The sequence below is a fragment of the Rubripirellula amarantea genome, from assembly GCF_007859865.1.
Lineage (GTDB): Bacteria > Planctomycetota > Planctomycetia > Pirellulales > Pirellulaceae > Rubripirellula > Rubripirellula amarantea.
In genome coordinates this window covers 767,832-790,010 of record NZ_SJPI01000003.1, presented here as the reverse complement: position 1 = coordinate 790,010, position 22,179 = coordinate 767,832, and the positions used below count along the sequence as shown (strand labels likewise).

Annotated in this window: 14 protein-coding genes and 1 other RNA gene; 10 read left to right on the top strand and 5 right to left on the bottom strand. The window is 53.0% G+C overall.

Going from position 1 to position 22,179, the window contains the following annotated elements; genetic code table 11:
* Positions 1 to 65 precede the first annotated feature (65 nt).
* The gene (locus Pla22_RS23035) at positions 66 to 1,385 is read left to right on the top strand and encodes a hypothetical protein (RefSeq protein ID WP_146517139.1); all 1,320 of its coding nucleotides are present in this window, start codon (positions 66 to 68) and stop codon (positions 1,383 to 1,385) included.
* A gap of 171 nt (positions 1,386 to 1,556) precedes the next feature.
* Entirely contained in the window at positions 1,557 to 2,921 is a 1,365-nt protein-coding gene (locus Pla22_RS23030) for a polysaccharide biosynthesis/export family protein (RefSeq protein ID WP_146517137.1), read from the top strand.
* An 82-nt stretch (positions 2,922 to 3,003) separates the two neighbouring features.
* On the opposite strand, the gene Pla22_RS23025 is transcribed toward Pla22_RS23030, so the two are convergent.
* The gene (locus Pla22_RS23025; RefSeq protein WP_146517135.1) at positions 3,004 to 5,367 is read right to left on the bottom strand and encodes a polysaccharide biosynthesis tyrosine autokinase; all 2,364 of its coding nucleotides are present in this window, start codon (positions 5,365 to 5,367) and stop codon (positions 3,004 to 3,006) included.
* A 551-nt stretch (positions 5,368 to 5,918) separates the two neighbouring features.
* Here Pla22_RS23025 and ssrA point away from each other — a divergent pair.
* Positions 5,919 to 6,298, top strand: a transfer-messenger RNA (tmRNA) gene (gene ssrA, locus Pla22_RS23020).
* A gap of 229 nt (positions 6,299 to 6,527) precedes the next feature.
* On the opposite strand, the gene Pla22_RS23015 is transcribed toward ssrA, so the two are convergent.
* A complete protein-coding gene (locus Pla22_RS23015) occupies positions 6,528 to 8,798 on the bottom strand; it encodes a dockerin type I domain-containing protein (protein ID WP_146517133.1) in 2,271 nt (756 codons plus the stop codon).
* Between the two features lie 508 nt (positions 8,799 to 9,306).
* On the opposite strand from Pla22_RS23015, the gene Pla22_RS23010 reads away from it, so the two are divergent.
* The gene (locus Pla22_RS23010) at positions 9,307 to 9,825 is read left to right on the top strand and encodes a hypothetical protein (RefSeq protein ID WP_146517132.1); all 519 of its coding nucleotides are present in this window, start codon (positions 9,307 to 9,309) and stop codon (positions 9,823 to 9,825) included.
* 106 nt (positions 9,826 to 9,931) lie between these two features.
* On the opposite strand, the gene Pla22_RS23005 is transcribed toward Pla22_RS23010, so the two are convergent.
* Together Pla22_RS23005 and Pla22_RS23000 are read right to left on the bottom strand one after the other, a co-directional pair.
* Complete coding sequence (locus Pla22_RS23005; RefSeq protein WP_146517130.1) at positions 9,932 to 10,282, bottom strand: hypothetical protein; 351 nt, start codon at positions 10,280 to 10,282, stop codon at positions 9,932 to 9,934.
* 207 nt (positions 10,283 to 10,489) lie between these two features.
* Positions 10,490 to 11,500 (bottom strand): DUF1559 family PulG-like putative transporter, encoded by a 1,011-nt coding sequence (locus Pla22_RS23000; RefSeq protein WP_146517128.1) that lies wholly within the window; start codon positions 11,498 to 11,500, stop codon positions 10,490 to 10,492.
* Positions 11,501 to 11,775: 275 nt separating this feature from the next.
* Here Pla22_RS23000 and Pla22_RS22995 point away from each other — a divergent pair, with 275 nt between their 5' ends.
* The 6 genes from Pla22_RS22995 (at position 11,776) to Pla22_RS22970 (ending at position 20,409) form a co-directional block, all read left to right on the top strand.
* Complete coding sequence (locus Pla22_RS22995) at positions 11,776 to 13,116, top strand: sensor histidine kinase (protein WP_242632280.1); 1,341 nt, start codon at positions 11,776 to 11,778, stop codon at positions 13,114 to 13,116.
* Positions 13,113 to 14,522 carry a sigma-54-dependent transcriptional regulator gene (locus Pla22_RS22990; protein ID WP_146517126.1) on the top strand — a complete coding sequence of 470 codons (1,410 nt, stop codon included), beginning with the start codon at positions 13,113 to 13,115 and terminating at the stop codon, positions 14,520 to 14,522. The genes Pla22_RS22995 and Pla22_RS22990 overlap by 4 nt, the downstream gene beginning before the upstream one ends.
* A 116-nt stretch (positions 14,523 to 14,638) precedes the next feature.
* Positions 14,639 to 15,112, top strand: a complete 474-nt coding sequence (locus Pla22_RS22985; protein WP_146517124.1) for a MarR family winged helix-turn-helix transcriptional regulator — start codon at positions 14,639 to 14,641, stop codon at positions 15,110 to 15,112.
* A gap of 5 nt (positions 15,113 to 15,117) precedes the next feature.
* Entirely contained in the window at positions 15,118 to 16,560 is a 1,443-nt protein-coding gene (locus Pla22_RS22980) for an efflux RND transporter periplasmic adaptor subunit (RefSeq protein ID WP_242632279.1), read from the top strand.
* A complete protein-coding gene (locus tag Pla22_RS22975) occupies positions 16,557 to 19,715 on the top strand; it encodes an efflux RND transporter permease subunit (RefSeq protein ID WP_146517123.1) in 3,159 nt (1,052 codons plus the stop codon). The genes Pla22_RS22980 and Pla22_RS22975 overlap by 4 nt, the downstream gene beginning before the upstream one ends.
* Positions 19,716 to 19,830: 115 nt before the next feature.
* The gene (locus Pla22_RS22970; RefSeq protein ID WP_146517121.1) at positions 19,831 to 20,409 is read left to right on the top strand and encodes an antibiotic biosynthesis monooxygenase; all 579 of its coding nucleotides are present in this window, start codon (positions 19,831 to 19,833) and stop codon (positions 20,407 to 20,409) included.
* A 63-nt stretch (positions 20,410 to 20,472) separates the two neighbouring features.
* On the opposite strand, the gene Pla22_RS22965 is transcribed toward Pla22_RS22970, so the two are convergent.
* Entirely contained in the window at positions 20,473 to 22,155 is a 1,683-nt protein-coding gene (locus tag Pla22_RS22965) for a kelch repeat-containing protein (protein ID WP_146517119.1), read from the bottom strand.
* Between the last annotated feature and the right edge of the window lie 24 nt (positions 22,156 to 22,179).

Below are 22,179 nucleotides of genomic sequence, written 5' to 3'. Positions count from 1 at the left end.
GGAGATCATTGGATCGTCGAAGACAGCAGCTAGGGAAGGATCCCGAAATTCCGCAGGAGCATGTCGTGAACAAGATTCAATGGACACTGGCTTCAGTTGCGTTGTTATCCATGGTGGGATGCGCTGCACTGAACGATGCCAAGTACGAAAACACTCAAAAGGCTCGCGCCGTTCTTGAGTACCACAAGTGTGGAAAACCTGAGTGCGAGCGATATCCGCATGACTACAAGCTCGGATGGCTTGATGGTTTCTATACCATCTCGACCGGGGGACCGAATTGCCCACCAGCGGTCGCGCCTCAGCGATACTGGAATCCGAAACAGGTTCTCGACGATTGCGACAACCGACGCCATGCGTTCTACAGCGGTTGGCAAGACGGTGCGGCACGGGCAACACAGTTCCCCGATACGCATCACTTACGCATCTTTGAAACTTGTGAATGCCCAATGCCACGTTGCGAAATGCCGTGTGGAACCGGAGCCTGCGGACCTTGTGGTGCAAACTACCTGGGTGCGTCGGCGTACACGGACCTGATCGAGATGCCTTACACCGAAACGATCATTCCAAGCGAATCGGAACTGCCTGTTCCACCCGCTCCCATGATTGACGGTGAGGCCGACCAGTCGGCTCTTGAGTATAACGGCGACGAGGTGCTTGAAGCCGACGCTTCCGTTGGAATGATCTCTACGCCCGAAACCTTGGTCACCCAAGACATCGCTGCTGTCCCACATGAAGACCTTCTTAAGGCGAACGATGCCGACACCATCTTCGGTGCCGCGTTCGATGTCATGTTGCCAAGCGATGCAACCGTTCAACTGCAGTCCAGCGACCCGATCGAAAACTTGCAAAACGACGCTGTTGCGGTAAAAGCCACAGCTAAAGTGCAAACCATCGTTGTGGAAGAAAAGGATCTCGCAAAAGAAGAGCTCGAAAAACAACGTCAAGCAGCCATCACAAAGGCAAAGCTTGAGGAAGAGCGAATTGCGGCTGCCAAACTAGCTCAAGCAAAGATCGCCGAAGAGAAACTGAAACAAGAAAAGCTAGCTCAGACGAAGCTTGCCGAAGTCAGCAACGCTCAGCCAGCAATCAAGATTCCGGTGCCCGTTCAAGACCAAGTACCAGCGACAACCGCTGATGCTAAGCAGGCGACCGCAAAGCCTGTGGTCGACAACGCACCGGTTCAGCGAGCTCAAGAAATTACCATTGCTGAAGACAAGCCTACGGCAAAGTCCGACGCGCCGGTTGCCAAATCGAACTCTTCGGTCAAGTCAAATGCAACTCAGCAAGCAAGCGTTTCAGAACATCCTGAAGTCGCTGTTAAAATGCTTCCGGTAACATTCGAGATGATTGAAAGCGATCAACCGCCAGTAGTACTCGCCAAATAAGGTTCGGTACTCAATAGATACAAGTCGAACGTGTTGAATGTGTCGCCTCGCCAAGGGGCGACACCTATCGGATCAAGGATGGTTCGGACACGCAAAATCGACAAACGATGTGTTCGTTGTACGACGACACTTTTCCAAGTCACTAAAAGTCCATTGCGAAGGGAATCAGCAATGAATCAATCGAATCCAATTCGATCGCGAATCGTTACGAAGATCGCATCTAAGCCCGCTCGCCTGCGGCACCTGATGATGGGATTGATGGCCGTTGGGATGTTGACCAGTAGTACTGGTTGTCATTTGGTTTCATCCGCCAAGGATGCCGTTCCAGCTCACCGGCTGCCGCCCGATCTTTTTGACTGTCCTCGCGAATCTCTCGCACCATTGCCGTTCGCTGCGCTGGGACAAACCAAGCCTGCGGATCACGTCATCGGTGCTGGCGACACGCTTTCGGTTTACATCTATGGTGTGTTTCCACCTACCGAAGATGAAACCCCGGTCGTGCAACGAACGCAAGCGGTCAATCAACGGTACTACCCTGCTCGTGGATCAAGCCTTGGTCCAACTACCGGTTTGCCCATTCGCGTCGAAGCCGATGGAACGATCGATCTTCCTTTGATCGGACGACAAGTCGTTGCTGGACAGACCATCACCCAAGCTATCGATTCGATCTTGGAAGAGTATCGTGCGGAAGACATTCTTCAGGAAGGTCGCGAACGAATCACAATCAGTCTGTCGCAACCTCGTGTGACTCGAGTAGTCGTACTTCGTGAAGACACACCAGCGGAGAACGTCAGCATTGTGTCGCCACAGTCAGTGGACGAAATTCACCGCGGTAGTGGTCAAGTCATCGACTTGCCCGTGTACGAGAACGATGTGCTGCACGCGATGGCTGCAACTGGTGGATTGCCAGGAACCGACGCTCCTCGCGAAGTCTACGTGATTCGCAAAGGAAGCGGCTTTGACAATCGCTTCTTAAGTGCGGGTAACTTGCAAAGTCTCGTCAGCGGTGGTCAAGGTGATGGATGCAGCCCTGGCGTGATCCGAATTCCGCTGGCCGGGTGTCCTTGCGAACAAGTGCCGTTCACCGAAGAAGACATTACGCTTGGCGAAGGCGACGTGCTTTACATCCCTCGTCGTAATGAATACTTCATCACCGGCGGTTTGCTACCCGGTGGTAAGATTCCATTGCCGCGCGATGAAGACGTTGACGTGATCGAAGCGATTGCCATGGCGACCGGTTCGGCCGGTGGTCCTCTGGGACTCGATGGTTCCGTGCTTTCCGGCGGAAACCCAGGCTACCTGCGAGAACCAACCCGCGTGTTGATCCTTCGCAAACTGCCCGACGGTCGCCAGATGACGATCCGTGCCGACTTGGACCGTGCAATCTACGATCCGAAAGAACGAATCCGCATCCTTCCAAACGACGTTGTGATGCTGATGTTCAAGCCAAGTGCATCGACTCTGAACGTGACGCTGAACTGGTTCTCCGGCAACGGCATCGTCCAGGCGATCACCCGTACGGTTAACAGCGACTAACAGTCGTTATGATTCCCAAAAAAGAAAGCGGCGAGGATTACCCTCGCCGCTTTTTTTTTTGCGACAACCGAAACGTCGACTTTTAGTTCATGTCCGTTGGAATCGACGACGCGCGTGCCGGCGATGCGATTCGCTTGGACGAACCATTCTTGCTGGCTGGCCTTGAATAGTCGCTGCGGTAGTAACCGTAATATCCGCCTTCGACATTGAACTTCTTGCCAGCACCGAACGCGTTGAGCATACAACCGACGAAGTTACCGCCCGAAGACTCGATCCGTCTCATTGTATTGATTACCTCGTCACGACGAACACGCGAAACGCGTACCACCAAGACTCCGCCGTCAAGTCGAGGCATGACGACGATCGGATCCGAGACGGCTAGCACGGGCGGCAAGTCAACAAGAACCAAGTCGTACATTTCGCGAGCCTCAGCAATCACTTCATCCAACTTGTCGGATTGAAGTAGTTCTGCTGCCATCTTGGGTGACGACCCGGCTGTGACCACATGGACGCCTTCGGCTTCCGTTTCGCGAATCATATCTTTGAACTGTTCACGCCCTTCAAGGACATCGCAAAGGCCAGCTCCCTTCGCGACAGAGAAATAGCGGTGAACACTTGGTCGACGAAGGTCGGCGTCAATGACCAGCACCTTCAAGCCAATTTGCGAGAACGAAACGGCAAAGTTGGACGTGACCGTCGATTTTCCGTCCCCCTGCATCGGGCTGGTAAAACCAAGTACTCGCAATTCACCCGAGCGAATCTCAGGCAACAGGACCGTACGCCCGAGTCGGAAAGCTTCCGCGTTGGGGGAGTTTTCCGCAGCGATCAATCCAGAGATGCCTTCTCGGATCGAGTTCAACTTCGCAACCATTCCCAAGTTGGGGAGGCCGATTGCTTCGTCGAGTTCTGACGCCGAACGGAAGCGTCGATCACGAACTTCATTGGCCACCGCGAGTACCAATCCAGAGAAAAGTCCAAGCATTAGTCCACCGAGACCGCAGATGGGCAATTTCGGCCATGACTTTTTACCAAGGCGTGGAACTTCCAAGAACTCGTAAAGGTAGCCACTCAAACCACTCGCAGTATCGAGGTCGCGGAGTTGTTGAACAACGCCATCGAACAAAGCTTCCTGGCGAGAGATTTTCTTTTGCAGGACCAAATCTTTTAATTCGTATTCGATCAACGCTTTTGCTTTCTCTTCCGCATCAGCGGCCAAGAAAGTTAATTCTTTGCGTTGTTCATTAAGCGCAGACATGTCGTGATTCAGGAAACCGACGTAAGCCCGTAACAATCCCGTAGGTGTTAGTGTGCTATCAGCGAACATCGCCGCTGGTTCCGCAAGCTCGTCGTTCTCTTGCAGGAACGCCTTGACCGATTCAATTTCGCTTTGAATATCTTGAACCTTTGGATGCCCAGGGCCAAAGACAGCGGTAAGACGTTGCTTTTCGCTGTTGAGTTGTAACAGGTGAGTGATTTCGGCTCGTGCTTTTTCCGTCTGAGCAGGCATCGCGGCTCGGAACTCAGCCGTATTCGCTGAATTCATTTGCAGCCCTGCAAAAACTCCTAATCGTTCAAGGCTCTCGCTATCGATCAACGCTAACTTGTCTAGTTGATCCGCCGCTGTGCTTTTTTCCTCGTCCATTTCTGAAAGAGTTTCTTCGACCCGTTCCAATCGCGTGCGAATGGTGGATTCTTGAATATCAATGTCGAGCAATTGTTCCTGCAGACGGCGATAGCGATCCTGGTAGATATTGCTGCTTCCTTCACCTTGGAAGAACAACGGTGCTTCCTGTCTGGCCGTCAAATATTCTTGTTCAGCCGCCACCAGATCGGTCTCAACTTCGGTCTTGGCCTTGTTGACCATTTCGTTGGCGCGACCCATCACCTGCTCAACTTGATTGATGATGAATTGCTCGTAGCGTTTCAGCACCGCGGTCAAAATCAACTGGGTGTCTTCGGGGTCGGTGTGAGTTAAAGCAATGTTCAGGCTACGTGCTGTCTTAGCTGATCCGTCACCGCCCTTTACCAATTCCAAACGATCAATCACGTACTCGACGGGATCACCCGAATCGCCCAGGTGAGGTGTGATGGATTCGAGATTCATCAACCCGTTGGATTCCAGTGCTTCGCCAACGATCAAGCGGCTTTGCAGCAATTCCATGTGGTTGGCCAGGATGTCTTCATCAATGATGTCGGTGGCTGCGGATCCCGCACCCAAGCCCGCGCTCTTTTCATTGATCAGCACCTTCGCTTGCGAGCGATACCATACTTCCGCGTTGAGAGCGTAGATGAGCCCAACCGCCAACCCGGCGAGAGTTAGCAAGCCGATCAACCAACGTTGGCGACTGAGAATCGCGAAGATCTCCAGACCGTCGTTGTCCTCGTCGCTCGAAAGGCGATTGGAGAGCTGTGTTCGCAAGCTGGTGTTTTCTGTGGAGGTCGCCATCAAAGCCAGGCTTCAAAAAATTAAGGGTCGAAGTTCACAGCGAACGCGAGGGGAGCTCCAACCGCTGTTCGTCTGTGCTGTAAATTAATGTTCGCATCTCGGGGCGAACGCTCCCATTGTCCGTGAGTCGTTGAGGAACGCAATGAATTCCTCTGGTCAGCCAAGGCCAATGTCTGGATTCCAGCCGCAAAACTGCCCCAGAGTTGACAGGTGTCACCAACCCTACAATAGGACTATTCCACACCATTGTAAGGGTTCTTTCCCCAAACGCCCTAATCTTCCCCGTCTGCGACAAGAAGCGGATACGGCGAAGTCGAGCCAATTTGCGGATGTATGAGTGGTGAATGAGCGTTTCGCCGCTGGAGGAGACCCGGCTAGGCTCTAGCGGGTGGTTCGGCAATGCGTAGCAGGTAAGGTAGTCGGGGGTCGGCCACTGTCCAGAGCGAAATCGCGGCTGGCTAGCTGACTATTGCCATGCCGATTAGAATGGAGCCGTAGATTAGTGTTGAATTTGAATGACGCTAGTTTTAGATATCCATCTATCGATATCCGGGGGTGATCTGGATTCGACCGGATGTAGAGAAGCGCTGACCTGCGTGTCGTGGTTGATCAGTTGGCCACGTAAAAAGCTGATCACAATTTTTTAATTGCAAACGAAAGTTTCGCACTGGCCGCCTAAGAACAGGTAGCCCGGGTTGATGGGGGCCGCCAAAGTCGCCTGAATACCCGTCACAATTTTGGATCGCTCTCCGTCCTACTCGAGACGCGGTGAGTTAAAAAAGATTCGAGTTAGCGGAACTGGGAGCCTGTCAAGCAGCGCCCAGCGAAGTGAAAAGGTTCTTCAGTGAACTACAAATAGTTTGACTACACATCGTAGACGGTCACGTGGACGCATCGCGGGACGCGGGTTCAATTCCCGCCGCCTCCATCGCTGGTTTGTTCTGTTTTTATCAGGGCGAAGCAGCAATAACTTTCAAGAGCCTCGTTTCAAACGAGGCTCTTGTTGTAGGGAGACGACTGCTATCGCGTTTAAGAACATTCTTTGCAGCCACTCCATTGTTCGGTTGTTTCACGATTGTTGGTTGCTTCACGATTGTTGGTTGCTTCACCGGGCGCGGCCGATAGGGCGAAAGTTGTTACCGATCTGGTAGTGAGACGACCTAGACCAAGCTGACGCGGAAGTTGACACCGCCCAGCCTATCGTGGTCGTTCGTAAGTACGATGTCCTGAGTGTCATCGCCCAGCACCATCCAGAGTTCTGCAACAACGATGTGTGCTTGGTAAGCGCCGGCATCAGCGATCGAATCAAACACGTACCTCCCGCGGTCGTCGGTGACGGTTTCTGCCACAACATTGCCAGTGCTGTCGAGCAGTTCTACCGTCACACCGCTGACTCCTTCATCCAAACGACCATTGTCTGCCGCTGGATGTTGATCGCCACGAAGATTGGACTGATCCATCGCGAGCAAAGTTAGATCGTGGTCACTGATAATGCTTCTAGGATTTGAAGGCCACTCATCAGAATCCGTTGCGTCGACCACTGTTCCGCTTACCACGAATGAGGTCTCACCAGAGTCGGAGGTGTCCGAAATTTCTGTCAACGCATCGAAGTCGGCGGCGACGGAGGCTGCGATTGTTTGACCTACTTCTTGGCCAACCAAGTCATCAAAGTCGAAGTGAATGCCAAGGTAAACTCGACTACGACCGTTTTCTGCCATCGCCTCACTAAACGAATCAAACGTCCGCGTTGCGTCATCAAGGTCAAGACCGTAGGCGTCCTGAAGTTCAGGGTTGTCGAGCAATACTTCTAGCTCTTCTGATGTCACTTCAAACGAGATGTCGTCGGTGCCGTAGAAATCTTGCAGCGTTCCAAACAGAGCTCCGCCAAAGGTCGCGTGGCCTGAGATATAGGTTGGGAATTGCGGAGTGAAGCCGACAATGTCATCACCGCCATCGGGTGCTCCCAGTGCGGTCCACTGCGTATCGCCTTCGGTCAGTGGATTGCCGTCGTCGTCACCTTGTTGAATGGCGGTGATGGGGCGCCAAAACTCTTCGCTGAACTTGGTTTCCCAAGCAACGATGGCAGCATCGGCCATAGCAACCGAGGCCTGGGCGAATAGAGCGACGTTTTCTTCAAATGTATTTCCTTCTTGAGTGGCAACGCTTTCGAGAACGTCCGTGTACAGAGCAATGGGGGTACCGAGACCTTCGCGGTCATAGGCCCAAAAGATGCCGATTTCGGTTTCTTCAGCGGTTCGCTCGGTGCTGTCGACTGATCCTAACGCGAGTACTTCGTTGTACGATGCAGCGTACTCATCACTGGTAAGTGCTGGCGTGGTGTCGGGGACGAATGGTTCGGTGGATGAAATCGAGAAGGTGTCGACATCTCGCCATGCTGTTCCCCAAGCTGGCACGTCAGGGTTCAGCGGATCGGGTTGAAAGTAACCAACCTCATCGGTGTAGGTATATTCGCTAGTCAGATCGGAACCATCATCGACTCGAAGTGCAAGAATCTCGTTGGCAATCTCTTCGCCGAGCAATAGGCTCGCGCTCAGATCGTCACTCGACGAAAAGACCGTGAGCGATTGTTCGAAGGCATCATCAAGCTGAGCTTGTTGATCAGGGTACAGACCACTTAGCGCCGTGTAGGCCGCTGCGGTCGCGACCGCTTCCGCCGACAAGTCATCAGTCGCATTTACGATATCCGAGTCGTAATCGTAAAACGTTCCTTCCGTATTTCCCGACGCGATTGCGACGGAATCAAAGATTGCCAAGTTCAGGATTGCAGCGGACCGTGATGCGTAACCCGGGTTTTGATTCTCGAGACTATCGCCCAAGACTGCTCCGAACACATCATTCCAAAACAAAACAGGATCGCTACTCGCCTCGGAAACTGGTGTGTCCTCGGCCGTAGGATTACCAACGGTCACTGAATCGTCAGTTTCTAATTCGTCATCAGTAGTGTCTTCAGTGGTTGTTGCGTCACTGTTGAGGTCATCGGTTGGCTGTTCATCCGTCGGTGTCTCGTTTGGATTGCCAGGATTGCGAGAAAGTGGATCAAACCTTTCTTGTTCGCGACTGAGGCGATTGATCACCAACAAAGCATCGAGCGCTGAATCTCGGCCGTCATTGTTAACGTCCGTCATTCGGCCAGGTTCGCGATTGAAATCGTTGCCACTTTGAACACCCTGCCCCGATCCGTTCGCGGATTGGCGATTCATTTGGTTGATAATCGTCAGGGCGTCTAAAGCGGATACCACGCCGTCTTCGTTGACGTCTTCGGGCAGTAGTTCGTTGTGAAAGATGTTTGCCGCTAGTAGCTGCCGTGTCTCTAGGTTCTCAGCCAACGCGCGTCGTCGCTGAGACGGTCTTTTAACATTCTTCCGACGCGACCGAGTCCGATTGATCCAGCGATTCCAAAACGTTGCCATGGAATTACCTATGGGTTGGTTGGTACGAGAGAAGAGAGAGCCAACGAAGATCGCCTAACTGCGACTTGTGGCGGGCTATTAGTTAGGGGACGAACAGTTCAGTTCAATGTCACATCGCCAAACCGGACTAGAGTTCCATCGGTTTGCAATTTCTCGCCCCGCTCGGTCGGTACTCTTGGGGTTAGTACTCTTAGAGTGACAAATGGCTGGCAAATCGTCCTAATTCAATGGTGTGCGATGACCTTCTGCCGTCTTGCACATTGTTCGTCATGCTCACGATCTTCAGGTGCAAGATAGGTCACGCGAGCGTGTCGGGAACCGCAGACATGTTGAGACCTTTGTCTACCGGCTTGCTGTTCTAGAATTCGATGCGGAAATACTTGAACTGAATGCCAATCGCGTCTGCAGATATTGGTAAGTTCAGTAGCTCGCGTTATATCGCCGATTCACGCATCACCCTAACGTTCGGCTGCAAAACAAATCACTTCCCTCGCCATAGAAGCTCGACATGAATTCGTTATCGAAGAACCGGTTTGTAACTCAGTCATTCAGCAGCGTTTCTTTGGTCGTTGGTGCCATTGTGTTATCGGCTCTTGTGTCGACGACGTCTGCCGTGGGGACCAATCAAGAAGGGCCGAACACTGCACCGCGAGACACAAGTCTGCTTGTTGACGAGAAAGCACTTGATCAAATGATCAAAGATCGACAAGCCGAGCTTGCAGAACGTCAGTCGCTATTAACCCAGGCTATGAATGACTTGGGCACAGACCATCCATCCGTCGCCGTGATGCAACAGGAGTTGGACGAGGTGGAAAGACAAATCTCTATTTGGTCCAAGCCAACGGAAACACTCGTTGACATCGGCGATGATGATTTGCGTTTGTTGGTAGTGCAGTTGATGTTGCGAATTGATCAACTGGAAAGCAGTCGCAATGAGCAACAGTTTCAGCAGCAGAGAAGTCAGCGAAATGACAGCATGTTCCGTGGCGGTCGTCCTCGTTCGGGACCAAGACCAAGGCTTCGCTAAATCGCCGCGAACGACCTTTGCAAATGCAGATCGGTCTCACACAACAAGCAGTTCAAGTGTAGAGACCACACATAGCCATGCTAAAAATCTGTGTCGTCAGGCCAAGCTACGACTGCTGGTTCTGGAAAGCGTTCCGAATGGCCTCAATTGTCGTGGCCGTCATACTTGGTTTGTACTGCAGCACTACGTCGGATTCCGGTTCCGGTGCCTCGCTATTGGCCGGTTCATTCTTCGGCTGGGAAGCAGATGGTGGTTCGTAAGGCCCCAAGATTCGCATGATTCCGGTATCTGTGACGGAACGATGGTCGGCTTCGGTAGCCGCCGAATCGTTTGCATTCGTCGGAAGAGCAAACTCAAATCCAGCTTGGCATACAGGGCAATGAACCCAAGTTCCAAGCAGCGAAGCGTTTCCTTGCACGTGATGGCCTAGAGGGCAGTGAGTCGAGATTTTATTCATCGTTGATGTGACATGAGTTTGTTTGAGCCATGCATTCTTGCACGGAGTATTCAAACTGTAAGTTGTCATAGGTTGGTGATTTCCGCCAGTGAAAATCAACCGATGAAGGCATTTGCGGTTTAACGGCCGACTTCGATCCCGTCGCTGAACAGGTTGGTGTTCTTACTGAACGAACCCATTTAGGATCGAAAGGCGGGGTCGCGGCCTTTACCACGCTCCTTCGATAATCTCGTGACCATCGCGAGTTCCCAAGGCGTGCCAAACATCAATGTCGATGGATTCCGTTATTGATGAAACACTGCCGTCAAGTTTCGCGACATTGACTAGCCCAATGTGGTAACTCCGCGACGTAATCATGGCGTAAGTGGGGTTTCCGGCGATACCGTTCTTACCTTCTTGCCAAGAATTGAAATCCGTTTCCTCGTAGAGTATTCCGCTATTGGTGTATTCGACTTTGCTGTTGGGTGGAAGTGTAACGGTGAAGCCAGTGTGGTGAACTCGACCATCGGGCCATTCGGTATGGCCGGTGTCCTTAAACTGAGCACCACTGGCAACGATCACTTCGGCTTCAGCTTTGTTGATCGGCAAGGTTGTCGATGACGGCCCGCCATTGCGTTGATAGGGCGTCCAGGCTTTGACTTCACCGACCAGTAGAGTTTGCGTCGTACCGTCCAAGCAGTCTCGGAAGCTCAGGAACGAATTGGGGTAAAACATTCCATCACCTGCTTTGCGATCAGCCGGATTGAAGACAAACCAACGACCGAAGTTGAATCCGTAAGTGGTGGGATACAAGGAAGGGCGACCGTCATCAAATCCGCGAACTTGATCAGTCCCAGGATCACTCGGGCAGGCGTATGTTGCGATTTTCAGCCCGTCAATGGCGGTCTGGTAATCCCATGCAACAGAGAGATCAATGTTTTCGTAAACGTTGCCCTGTTCGAGATAGGGCAAGATGCGACCGTGAACTCCCCACGAACCGTTGTTGCCGGTATCAGTAACGCTTAGATCAACGATCGCCGAAGGAGGGAATTTTTTGAAGGCACTTTGGTAATTGTGACAAGCCAAGGCAATTTGTTTCAGGTTATTGCTGCACTGCATCCGACGGGCCGCTTCGCGAGCGGCCTGGACGGCAGGCAGCAGCAAGCCGACGAGAATACCGATAATGGCAATCACGACAAGAAGTTCAACAAGCGTGAAAGCATCACGACGCTTCGGCATAGAGTTCCCTCTTTCAATCGGCTCGGCTGTTCAGATTCGCTTTTGTGCAGCTCGCTCCAATGCGGCTGTATTCGACGCGGCTCTATTCCCTATGGTCGCTTCAATTCGAAGTCTTTGACCTTGAGTGCGACAGGTATGCAGACCACGTGCCAAACCCAATATTTGCAAAACCAATGGTATTCCCCGAGGCCCAGTCGTCAATTCGGCAATGCGTGACGTTCCTTTCGCCACCGACGGCGGATATTCCACCGGCACGAATTGAATAGAATGGAGACGTGAACCAGCACCCCGCTCCTTTTCGATCGCTTCGACTTCGTCTTATCGCCCCTATGGTCGTCACGGCGTTGTTGGCCGCTGTCGCAGTCGCGATTGCATCGTATTGGCTCGGAGACCGTTGGGCTCAGGGTGATCTCAAGCAGCGGTTCGACGCAATTGAACGCTCACTGGCGGAATCCACCTTTCCGCTCAATCCGATGGTGCTCGATTCGCTAGCCGATCTAACGCAAACCGAATTGGTTGGACTGGACCTTCAAGGCAATGTGACTCACAGCACGATTGATCTGGACGCCGCGTCGCGACAACGTTTCAGTATCTATCGCTTTGCGACAAGTAATCCTTCGTCGCGCCAGGATCGAGTGTCAGAGGTTGAGGTCCTATTCGATAAGCAGCAGATCGCCGCGAGCCGACAACGCGCAGCGATCCTACCACTCGTTACAGGGCTGTCCACCATCCTGGCCCTCAGTAGCGTTGCGTTGCTACTATCGTCGCGATTGGTCAGTCGCTTTGGCAAGTTGCAACGACGTGTGGAACTAGTAGCCGGGGGCGACTTTGAATCAACAGTATCAGATGATGTCGAAGATGAACTTGGACGTCTTGGCGGTGCTGTGGATTCTATGGCTGCCCAACTAAGTGAGCTTTGGAAACGCATCAACCGCCAGCAAAGTGAAAAGCTGCTGCATCAAATCGCGGGCGGAATGGCACATCAACTTCGCAACAGCCTGACCGGAGCAAGGATGGCGGTGGAATTACACGCTAGCCAGTGTCGCAGCGACGATGAAGGGATTGAGGTTGCGATCGAGCAAATCGAAGTTTCCGAAGACTACGTTCGACGATTGTTGTTAGTCGCGTCAGGTCGGCAAGATGAAGATCGACCGGCGGACATTCGCCAGTGTTTCCTTGATATACAGAACAGCTTATCGCCGATAGCGAAACACTTGCGAGTAAACATCGACTGGAATTGTGACGATGCAATCACAGGCTTGTTCGTTCAGGACGGTCCCACCTGGATCGCTGCGGCTAGCAACTTAGTTCATAACGCGATGCAGGCCGGTGACGACGTGAAAGTTGCGTTGCAGAAGGTTGCCGATGACCGAGTTCGGTTAGTCGTGTCCGACAATGGATCGGGGATCGCGGACTCGGTTGCTGATGAGTTGTTTGAACCGTTTGTGACGTCAAAACCCGAAGGCATGGGGCTTGGTCTTTCAGTTGTTCGTAGGGCTGCGGAGCGATTGGAAGGCGACGTGCGTTGGCGCCGCGAAGATGATCGGACCATTTTTGAATTGGATGCCAGAATCCTTTCGCAATCAACCAAGGCCCAAGGGGAACGAACGTCATGACCGAGAAGCAAACGATCCTGGTTGTCGATGACGAACCTTCGATCTGCTGGGCACTCGAAAAGATGCTCACGCGCGAAGGTCATAATGTCGTGACCGCATCGAGTGCCGAGGAGGGATTGCAGTTAGCCAAGAAGCATCAGCCCGCGATGGTCGTGCTGGATGTTCGTTTGCCTCAGGAAGATGGCATCACCGCCCTGCCTAAATTTCTTGCCGCGACTAACAATGCACCTGTTGTGATCATCACTGCGTTTGGCGACTTAGAAACCGCGGTTGCAGCAGTAAAGAAGGGGGCAACCGACTATCTGACCAAACCATTTAAGTTGGAGGATGCGCTGCGAACTTGTCGGCTCACGTTGCAAAAGTCGTCGCAAAGAGCAGTGCCCAAGGCGACTCAGCCAATGGCTGCTGATAATTCTGTCCTGGTCGGTGCCTCACCTGCGATGCAGCAAGTGTTTCGCCAAATCGCACTCGTCGCGGATAGTGACTTGTCGGTTCTGATTACGGGTGAAACGGGCACGGGAAAGGAACTCGTTGCTGCAGCGATTCATCGGCACAGTCAACGTTCCAAGGCTCCTTATATTCCTATCGCACCGGTGGCATTGAACCTGGACTTGATCGAGAGCGAACTTTTCGGCCACGTCAAAGGAGCTTTCACTGGCGCAAGCGAGGACCGTCCGGGGTTATTCGAGAGGGCCGAAGGAGGAACGATCCTGCTCGATGAAATTGGTGACTTGCCACTCGGTACGCAGGTCAAGTTGTTGCGAGTTTTAGAACAGGGGCAATACAGTCGCGTCGGCGATGCGACGCCACGGACCGCGAACGTTCGAGTGTTAGCCGCGACCAATTGTAATCTTCACGACGCGGTAACCTCGGGCGAGTTCCGTGAGGATCTTTTTCATCGGCTGACCGGGGTGCAGATTCATTTGCCACCCTTGCGTGAACGCACCGAGGACATTGGTCCGCTGTGCCAACATTTCTTAACCGCCATGAACTATGGCGATACGACGATTGACGAATCGGTTTTCGCAGAACTGAAAACGCGACCGTGGCATGGAAACATTCGTGAGCTAAAAAATGCGGTCGGTCACGCGGCCGTTGTCGCTCGCGGCCGCCGGCTAACCATAGACGACTTCCCCGTCGCCAAACCGAGTCGCGATGCCGTGCCAGTTTCCTCAACTCACTCGCTTGAATCAGCAATCGCTACCTGGGCTGAAACCAAAGTTGCGGAGGACCCTAGCGCCGTAACGATCCATAGTGACTTTCTCGCCGCCGTTGAACCTTCTCTATTGCGGGTGGTGCTGCGTCATACTGGCGGGAACCGAGCCCGGGCGGCAGAGATGCTTGGCATCCATCGAGGCACGCTACGTGATCGACTTCGCGCCTACAAGATCGACGACGAGAATTGAAGCAATCTCGGCTTTGATTGGGCGGATGACCGCCGCATTAATCCATTGGACATAAAGTATCTTACTAGTAATATATTTTGCAGTGAGATATTTGATCCCCGGCCGCGAGATTGTCCATGAAGCTACAGCACGAACTCAAACGACCAATCCCGTTTGCGTCACTGCAGCAGGAAGCGTTGTTGAACTTGTTGCGCGCCGGTGATCAGCTCGACAACCGCCTGTCGCGTTTATTCCGCGAACATGGGCTGACGCTGTCTCGCTTCAATGTTCTGCGAAGCCTAATCGTTGCTGAGCGGCCACTGACGTGCGGTGAAATTGGGGAGCGGATGATCCAGTTGGTTCCCGCAATCACTTCGCTGGTCGACCACCTTGAACAAAACGGAATGGTCCAGCGGCATCGTAGTAGTGAAGACCGTAGGGTCGTCCATGTGCAAATCACAAAGCATGGACGCGAAGTGGCGGACGCGTTGAAAGATCCACTTGTTGAACTCGAAAAATCATTGTTGAAGAAGTTGAACCGCAGCGAGCTGAAGTCGCTGATCGAACTATTAGAAAAGACACGAGAGTCACTCACCGAGAGCGAAGACTAAACAGAATGCTATATTTTCAGAACAAGATATCGACGTCCTTGGGATTGTTGATGATCGCCTTGCTCGGCGGGTGTAGTAAGCCCGCATCTGGACCACCGCAAATGCCGACTCCGTCGGTTACAGTAGCGAAGCCGGTCAAGAAAACCATCGTTGAGTGGGACGCCTACACGGGGCGACTTGAAGCGGTCGATTTGGTGGAAATCCGAGCTCGCGTGGGCGGCTATCTGCAATCAGTGCATTTCGATGAAGGCCAGATCGTCAATAAAGGCGATTTGCTGTTCGTTATCGACCCGCGTCCTTTTGAAGCTGAGCTAAACGCTGCGAAGGCTAAGCTTCAGCAATCTGAATCTCGGCTGAAACAATCCGAGGCTATGCTCGATGAAGCCAAGGCTCGTTCGATGCAATCCGAGGCGCAACTCAACTTGGCGGAATTGCGGTTCAGGCGATCAAAGCAGCTGAGCCAACGCAACGCGAGTTCTCAGGAGGAAGTGGACGAACGCGAAGCCGAGTATCTGCAGGCGAAAGCAGACATTGAAGGCGTGACCGCAAGCATTCATTCTGCTGAATCAGCAATCGCGACTGCTCAGGCCGAAATTGAAATTGCCAAGGCAGGTGTTGAAACGGCTGAGTTGAATCTTCAGTACACTCAAATACGAGCTCCCGTTTCAGGTCGGATCAGCCGGCAAGAGATCACGCAAGGCAACTTGATTGCGGGCGGTTCCGCCACGTCCTCGATGCTGACAACGATCACGTCGATCCAACCGATCTACTGCGTCTTTGATGCAACCGAACAAGATGTCTTGAAGTACATTCGCCTCGCTCAATCTGGCGAACGAGAAAGTTCGCGAGTCGCCAAGAATCCAGTGTTCCTGGGGCTAGTCGATGAAGATGGATTCCCGCACAAAGGACACATGGACTTTGTCGACAATCGTTTCGACACCGATACGGCTAGTATGCGTGCTCGATGCGTGTTTCGAAATGACGACCAGCTATTGTTGCCGGGTATGTTCGCCAGAATTCGGATCCCCGGCAGTTCCAGTCATGAAGCCGTTTTGATTCCCGATTCCGCCGTTGGGACAGATCAATCATCGCAGTACGTGTTTGCCGTTGTTGATGGAGTGATCAAACGCTATCCCGTCAAGCTGGGACCCATTGTCGATGGACTGCGAGTAGTTCGCGAAGGACTAACGGGTGATGAAACGATCGTGATTGAAGGGCTGCTTCAGTCGCGTCCCGATGCCAAAGTCAACGCAGTCGAGGGAACGATCGAGGTAGTGGAAGATGGTCTACCCGACGAATACGAACCGGTGCCAAAGTCGCAGTGGATATCGCCTGCTCCTGACCAAGCACCTTCGGCGGCTTCGCTAGAACGACCCAATCCGTTGTCGGACAATTTGGCTGATGGAACCATTGGAAACCGCTTTTGTGCTGGGGGCTTGCTCTCATGAAATTTCCACACTTCTTCATTGAGCGGCCAATCTTCGCTGCGGTTCTGTCCTTCCTGATCGTTTTGGTTGGTGGGATTACGTACGTCACTTTGCCCGTCTCGCAGTACCCCAATGTCGCGCCGCCAACGGTGTTGGTGCGAGCCAGCTATCCCGGTGCGACTCCGCAAGTGATTGCTGACACGGTTGCCACACCGATCGAACAGGAAATGAACGGCGTCGACGACATGCTGTACATGGAATCGTCGTCGAGTAGCGATGGCACCATGCAGTTGACCGTTACCTTCAAGTTGGGAACAGATCTCGACGATGCTCAGGTTCTTGTCCAGAACCGTGTCGCGATTGCAGAGTCTCGCCTTCCCGAGCAGGTGCGCCAGATCGGTGTCACTACGACGAAGCAGATTCCCGACATGTTGATGGTTGTTCACATCAACTCACCCGACGACAGTCGCGATTTGCTGTACATCAGCAACTATGCGTTTCTTAGAGTGCGGGATGCTCTGATGCGACTAGACGGCGTCGGCGAAATTCGCATCGCTGGTGGCAACGAGTATGCCATGCGGATTTGGCTGGACATCGAAAAGATGACTCATGTGGACCTGACGGCCGGCGAAGTGGTCGAAGCAATTCGTGGCCAGAACGTCCAAGTGGCTGCGGGTGTGATCGGCCAACCACCAACGAGTGACACAGGTGACTTCCAACTTAACGTGACGACTCAAGGTCGTTTGGTCAAAGAGGAAGAGTTTGGCGATATCATCGTCAAGCGCGGAACGGATGGTCGAGTGACGCGGTTGCGCGACGTTGCTCGCGTCGAACTGGGAGCACAAGATTATTCGCGGTTGAGTTACCTGGATGGTAAGTCGGCGATTGCTGTCTTGGTGTACCAGCGCCCTGGGACCAATGCCGTCGATACGGCTGCCGAGGTAAAACGCACCATGGCAGAAATGAGCGAAGAGTTTCCGCAAGGGATCGGATACGAGATCGCTTACAACCCAACCGACTACGTTGAAGAATCAATTGATGAAGTGATCGAGACATTGTTCTTGACAACCGTCTTCGTCGTTCTAACCGTCTTCATGTTCCTGCATGGATGGCGTCCTACGGTCATTCCGGTCATCGCGATTCCGATTTCGTTGATCGGAACGTTTGCGGTGATGCAGTTTCTGGGCGTGACCCTCAATACTTTATCGTTGTTCGGTTTAGTGCTCGCGATCGGGATCGTGGTGGACGATGCGATTGTGGTTGTTGAGAACGTAGAGCGATTGATTGCCGAGGGGATGTCGGCACGCGAGGCTACGCACAAGGCGATGGATGAAGTCGGGTCCGCCCTAATCGCGACCACGTTGGTGTTGATCGCTGTCTTCGTGCCGACCGTGTTTGTTCCAGGCATCAGTGGTCAGTTTTATCAACAATTTGCGTTGACGATTTCGATCTCTACGGCCATCTCAACGTTTGTGTCACTGACGCTTAGTCCGGCATTGTGCGCTATCTTGTTGCGGCCCACAGATGCCGCGAAGAATCGCGTTGGCCGATTGATTGACGTGTTGTTTGGATGGTTCTTTAGGCTATTCAATCGCACGTTTGATTTCACGAGCAACGTGTACGCCAAAATCATTGGTCGCTTGGTGAAGAAATCGGGAATCGCCATTGTGATCTACGTACTGCTGCTGGTTTGCACCGGATTAAGTTTCGGACTTGTTCCGACCGGTTTCATACCGGACCAGGATCAAGGCTACATCATTGTTGCGATCAATTTGCCCGATGGTGCTTCGTTATCGCGTACCGATAAAGTGACTCGCCAAGTTGCTGAAATCGGGAAAGGAATTGATGGTGTGGCACACGCGGTAGGCATCGCTGGGCTTTCGGGTGCGACCTTTACCATCAAACCCAATGCTGCCGTAACGTTTTTGCCGTTGCAAGATGCTAAGGATCGTGCCGAGCGTGGTCGTAGCGTGGAAGCAATTGCTGCGGATCTTCGGCGTGAAGTCGGCTCAATCAATGAAGCTCAGGTTTTGATTATTCCTCCGCCACCGATTCGCGGGATTGGGCGTGGAGGTGGATTCAAAATGTATGTTCAAGATCGCGGCGGAGCAGGAACGAACGCACTGGGGCAAGTGACCGACGCTATGTTGGCTCAAGCCAATGCTCAACCTGGGATCACTCAGGTGTTCACCAACCTACGCATGGATGTGCCGCAGGTGTACGCTGATATTGATCGGACCAAGGCTCAAATGTTGGACGTGCCGGTTGGTAACGTGTTCGATGCGTTGCAAATCTATCTAGGGTCGATGTACGTCAACGACTTCAATTTTCTAGGTCGAACGTATCGCGTCACGGCGCAGGCGGAACCTGAGTATCGCGATGAGGCGTCCGACATCGTGAAGCTTCGCACTCGAAGTGCGCGTGGTGCGAGTGTAGCGCTTGGGTCGGTCGTCGACGTCACCACCACGGCTGGTCCGGATCGTTTGGTCCGATTCAATCTATTTCCGGCCGCCGACTTGAACGGGACGACTGTTCCTGGTTTTAGTTCCGGTCAGTCACTCGCAGCCATGGAACAACTTGCTGATCAGAATTTGCCCGTTGGTTTCGGTTACGAATGGACCGAGCTTGCATTTCAAGAAAAGCAGGCCGGCAACACGATTGTCTTCTTGTTTCCGTTGGCGGTTTTGTTCGTGTTCCTTGCCTTGGCAGCTCAGTACGAAAGTTGGCTCTTGCCATTGGCGATCATCTTAATCGTTCCGTTATGTTTGCTGTTTGCGATCGTGGGAGTTTGGTTCCGCAGCATGGACAACAATGTGTTGACTCAAATTGGGTTCATCGTTTTGATTGGACTGGCTTGCAAAAATGCAATTTTGATTGTCGAGTTCGCTAAGGCTGAGGAAGATGCTGGTAAGAATCGTTTCGACGCTGCCGTTGCGGCATGTCGTTTGCGACTGCGTCCCATCTTGATGACGGCGTTTTCGTTCATCTTGGGCGTTGTTCCCTTGCTCGTTGCAACGGGAGCTGGATTTGAGATGCGGCGTGTGCTCGGTACAGCCGTGTTCAGCGGTATGTTGGGTGTCACCTTATTTGGTCTATTCCTGACGCCAGTGTTTTATGTTCTGCTTCGTCGGTTCGCAAAGGCAAAGCCAACCGATTCGGGATCCCAAGCAGCTTGACATCGTTGCAAACTGATCAAGCGATGGCTATCAGCATGTGGCAGTGCGCATGGGGTAGCCATCGCAACGAGAGAATGATTGGTCTTAAGGAGAAGTTCACGGCGCAATTGTCAATATGAACCATACAAAACAGAGCACCGGAGCGTGTCATGCTACTATCTTCGCGACTGCCTTCCCGGCACCGGGCAAAGAACAGCTGTGGGAGCTGGCGATTGGCGATTTGATTCGCGCGTCGTCAACCTTCCCTGGTCACCAAGGGACAACCATTCTGCATCCCGAGTCCGCTGACCAACCGCACTATCGAGTGATCACACGTTTCGACACCATGGAAAACATGCGTCGCTGGTATCACTCGAGCGAAAGGCAGGAGCGAGTCGAAAAGTTGAGTCCGTTCGAACAACAGCCTGCTGAGATTCAGCAACTTACTGGCTTCGAACCATGGTTTACGCCACCGGACGATTCGTCGGTGTCGTTCGACGCACCACCGAAGTACAAGATGTTTGTCGTGGTTTGGATTGCTGTCTACGCTGCCGTTCTGCCAATGATCAGCGTTTTGAAACCGGCATTTGCTTCAATACCACCCTTGCTTTCCAGTGCGATGTTGGCAGCCATCAGTGTGGCCACCATGACATGGATCATCCTGCCGCTGCTGACATGGGTGTTTCGAGCTTGGTTGTATCCTAAGCCCTCATAGAATTGGCCCGTTCACAACGACGCTGGTTGTTTGCCAACCTGCGTCGTTGGGTCTGACACGGCGTTAGGGAAGCACGATGCGGTCGATTTGCGTGAACTTACCGATTTCCATATTCGCGCCGCCGACCATTAGCAGTTCGTTTTTGCTGATAGGAAGCATGCGATGAAAGAAGCGAGCGGGATCGCTCTTGGCAAGCGTTGACCAGGATTTCTGATCGCTGCTGAGCCGATGAACGAAGCCGTCCATGGTGCTGACATAGAGGTTTCCGCCGGTGGCAAATGACGATGATCCAAAGCCAGACATTCCGCTTCCTGGCAACGATGGTCCTTCCGCCCAGGTCTTTGCAACGGGATCGTAAACATCGACACGAGTGGTCGGTTTACCGTCGGAGTTCATGCCGCCGAGCACGAATAGTTTTCCTTGGTGAGCGGCCACGCTGATTGCTCGGCGTTGAAAGGTGGGCGTTGCAAGTGGTTGCCAAGTGGCTTTGTCGTCGCTTAGGTCAAGTGACCAAGCCGTGTCATGCCATTGGCTTTCGTCACTTTCACCATTCAGTTTCCAGCCTCCCACGACATAAACCGTGTCGCCAATCACCGCGGCGTCTAATGACGAACGAGGTTCGGGAAGCGACGGCAAATCGGTCCATGTGTCGGTCGCGGCCTGATAAGCGGCCACAGAGTTCTGCGAGTGCAAGCTGTGTTCTTCGCCGCTGGCGTTTGTTGCGGTGAAACCTCCGATGCGGATCACACGATCTTGATGAGCTACCAAGGCGAGCCCTTGCAACGACGGACCGCCGGCCAGTTGGCGCCACTTGCCGTTTTCGCCAGCAGCAACGTCCAGACACCAAAAGCGATCGGATTGTTCGGCCGTCGAATACGAATGGGCGCTCCCGGTATGTCCGCCATACACATACAAGTTGTTGCCAGCGATGGCGGCACCAAAGCTGGTCAATTCTTCTGGCAAAGCGGGCAAGTTGGATGGGACAATCGAAACATCGCTATCGGCTTCCATCGTTGGTCGTTGGGGTTCGCGTTTGACCTTCTCATTTTTCGACGACTCACCGGGAATTCGGAATGTGGCCGTCAAGTAGTCCGTGGTGCTGCTGTATGATTCGCCATCAAGAGTGCCCTTATTCTTGCCGTCGGTCACTCCCGCCACTATCGCATTCAAACCCGGTTCCACAACCGAACTCTTGAACGTCACGATGCCAGCTATGTCGGTCGTTGCGGCGGTTTCTTCGTGACCATCTTCGCAATACAGTTTGACTTCGACATCTTTGGCGGGTTTGCCATCGCGAAGAATCGTAACGCTTAGTCCACCGGTGGGCGACGCGATAATGATCGACTGCAGCGGTGCGTTCGCTCGCTCTTGCGTCGGCCAAGTACTTGAGTCGGTTTGCGGTAAATGCTCGACGTGATAGGTCAGTTTGGTTCCATGGTAAAGGCCATATGTCACAACCCCGGCGACTTCTTCCGCTGACGCGACTGCTTTCTGACTTCGAATGCCGATCAGCGAATCGGACTCGACTGACTCGGTCGAGAGCGTAGAGTTGCCATCGGATAATTGGATGGCTGCGACCTTCTCGGGCATGTGATAGGTTCGGTCTTCCAGTGATTCGCCGAACCACATGACGGCATGACCTTGATCATCCGTAGTCAACCATGGCATGTGGCCATGAGCGAGGTTGGATAACGTTAAGCAGGAAACGGCAACAAGAGCCAGGCGGGATCGGTTGAGGATGTTCATTATTCTCAGGGATTGGTGGAGAGG

What these genes read in the sequence shown, in the direction of transcription:
- Pla22_RS23010 (WP_146517132.1), top strand. Translation starts at nt 9,307, where the DNA reads ATGAATTCGTTATCGAAGAACCGGTTTGTAACTCAGTCATTCAGCAGC.
- Pla22_RS23005 (WP_146517130.1), bottom strand. Translation starts at nt 10,282, where the DNA reads ATGAATAAAATCTCGACTCACTGCCCTCTAGGCCATCACGTGCAAGGA.
- Pla22_RS23030 (WP_146517137.1), top strand. Translation starts at nt 1,557, where the DNA reads ATGAATCAATCGAATCCAATTCGATCGCGAATCGTTACGAAGATCGCA.
- Pla22_RS22985 (WP_146517124.1), top strand. Translation starts at nt 14,639, where the DNA reads ATGAAGCTACAGCACGAACTCAAACGACCAATCCCGTTTGCGTCACTG.
- Pla22_RS22990 (WP_146517126.1), top strand. Translation starts at nt 13,113, where the DNA reads ATGACCGAGAAGCAAACGATCCTGGTTGTCGATGACGAACCTTCGATC.
- Pla22_RS23015 (WP_146517133.1), bottom strand. Translation starts at nt 8,798, where the DNA reads ATGGCAACGTTTTGGAATCGCTGGATCAATCGGACTCGGTCGCGTCGG.
- Pla22_RS22975 (WP_146517123.1), top strand. Translation starts at nt 16,557, where the DNA reads ATGAAATTTCCACACTTCTTCATTGAGCGGCCAATCTTCGCTGCGGTT.
- Pla22_RS23000 (WP_146517128.1), bottom strand. Translation starts at nt 11,500, where the DNA reads ATGCCGAAGCGTCGTGATGCTTTCACGCTTGTTGAACTTCTTGTCGTG.
- Pla22_RS23025 (WP_146517135.1), bottom strand. Translation starts at nt 5,367, where the DNA reads ATGGCGACCTCCACAGAAAACACCAGCTTGCGAACACAGCTCTCCAAT.
- Pla22_RS22965 (WP_146517119.1), bottom strand. Translation starts at nt 22,155, where the DNA reads ATGAACATCCTCAACCGATCCCGCCTGGCTCTTGTTGCCGTTTCCTGC.
- Pla22_RS22980 (WP_242632279.1), top strand. Translation starts at nt 15,118, where the DNA reads ATGCTATATTTTCAGAACAAGATATCGACGTCCTTGGGATTGTTGATG.
- Pla22_RS22970 (WP_146517121.1), top strand. Translation starts at nt 19,831, where the DNA reads ATGAACCATACAAAACAGAGCACCGGAGCGTGTCATGCTACTATCTTC.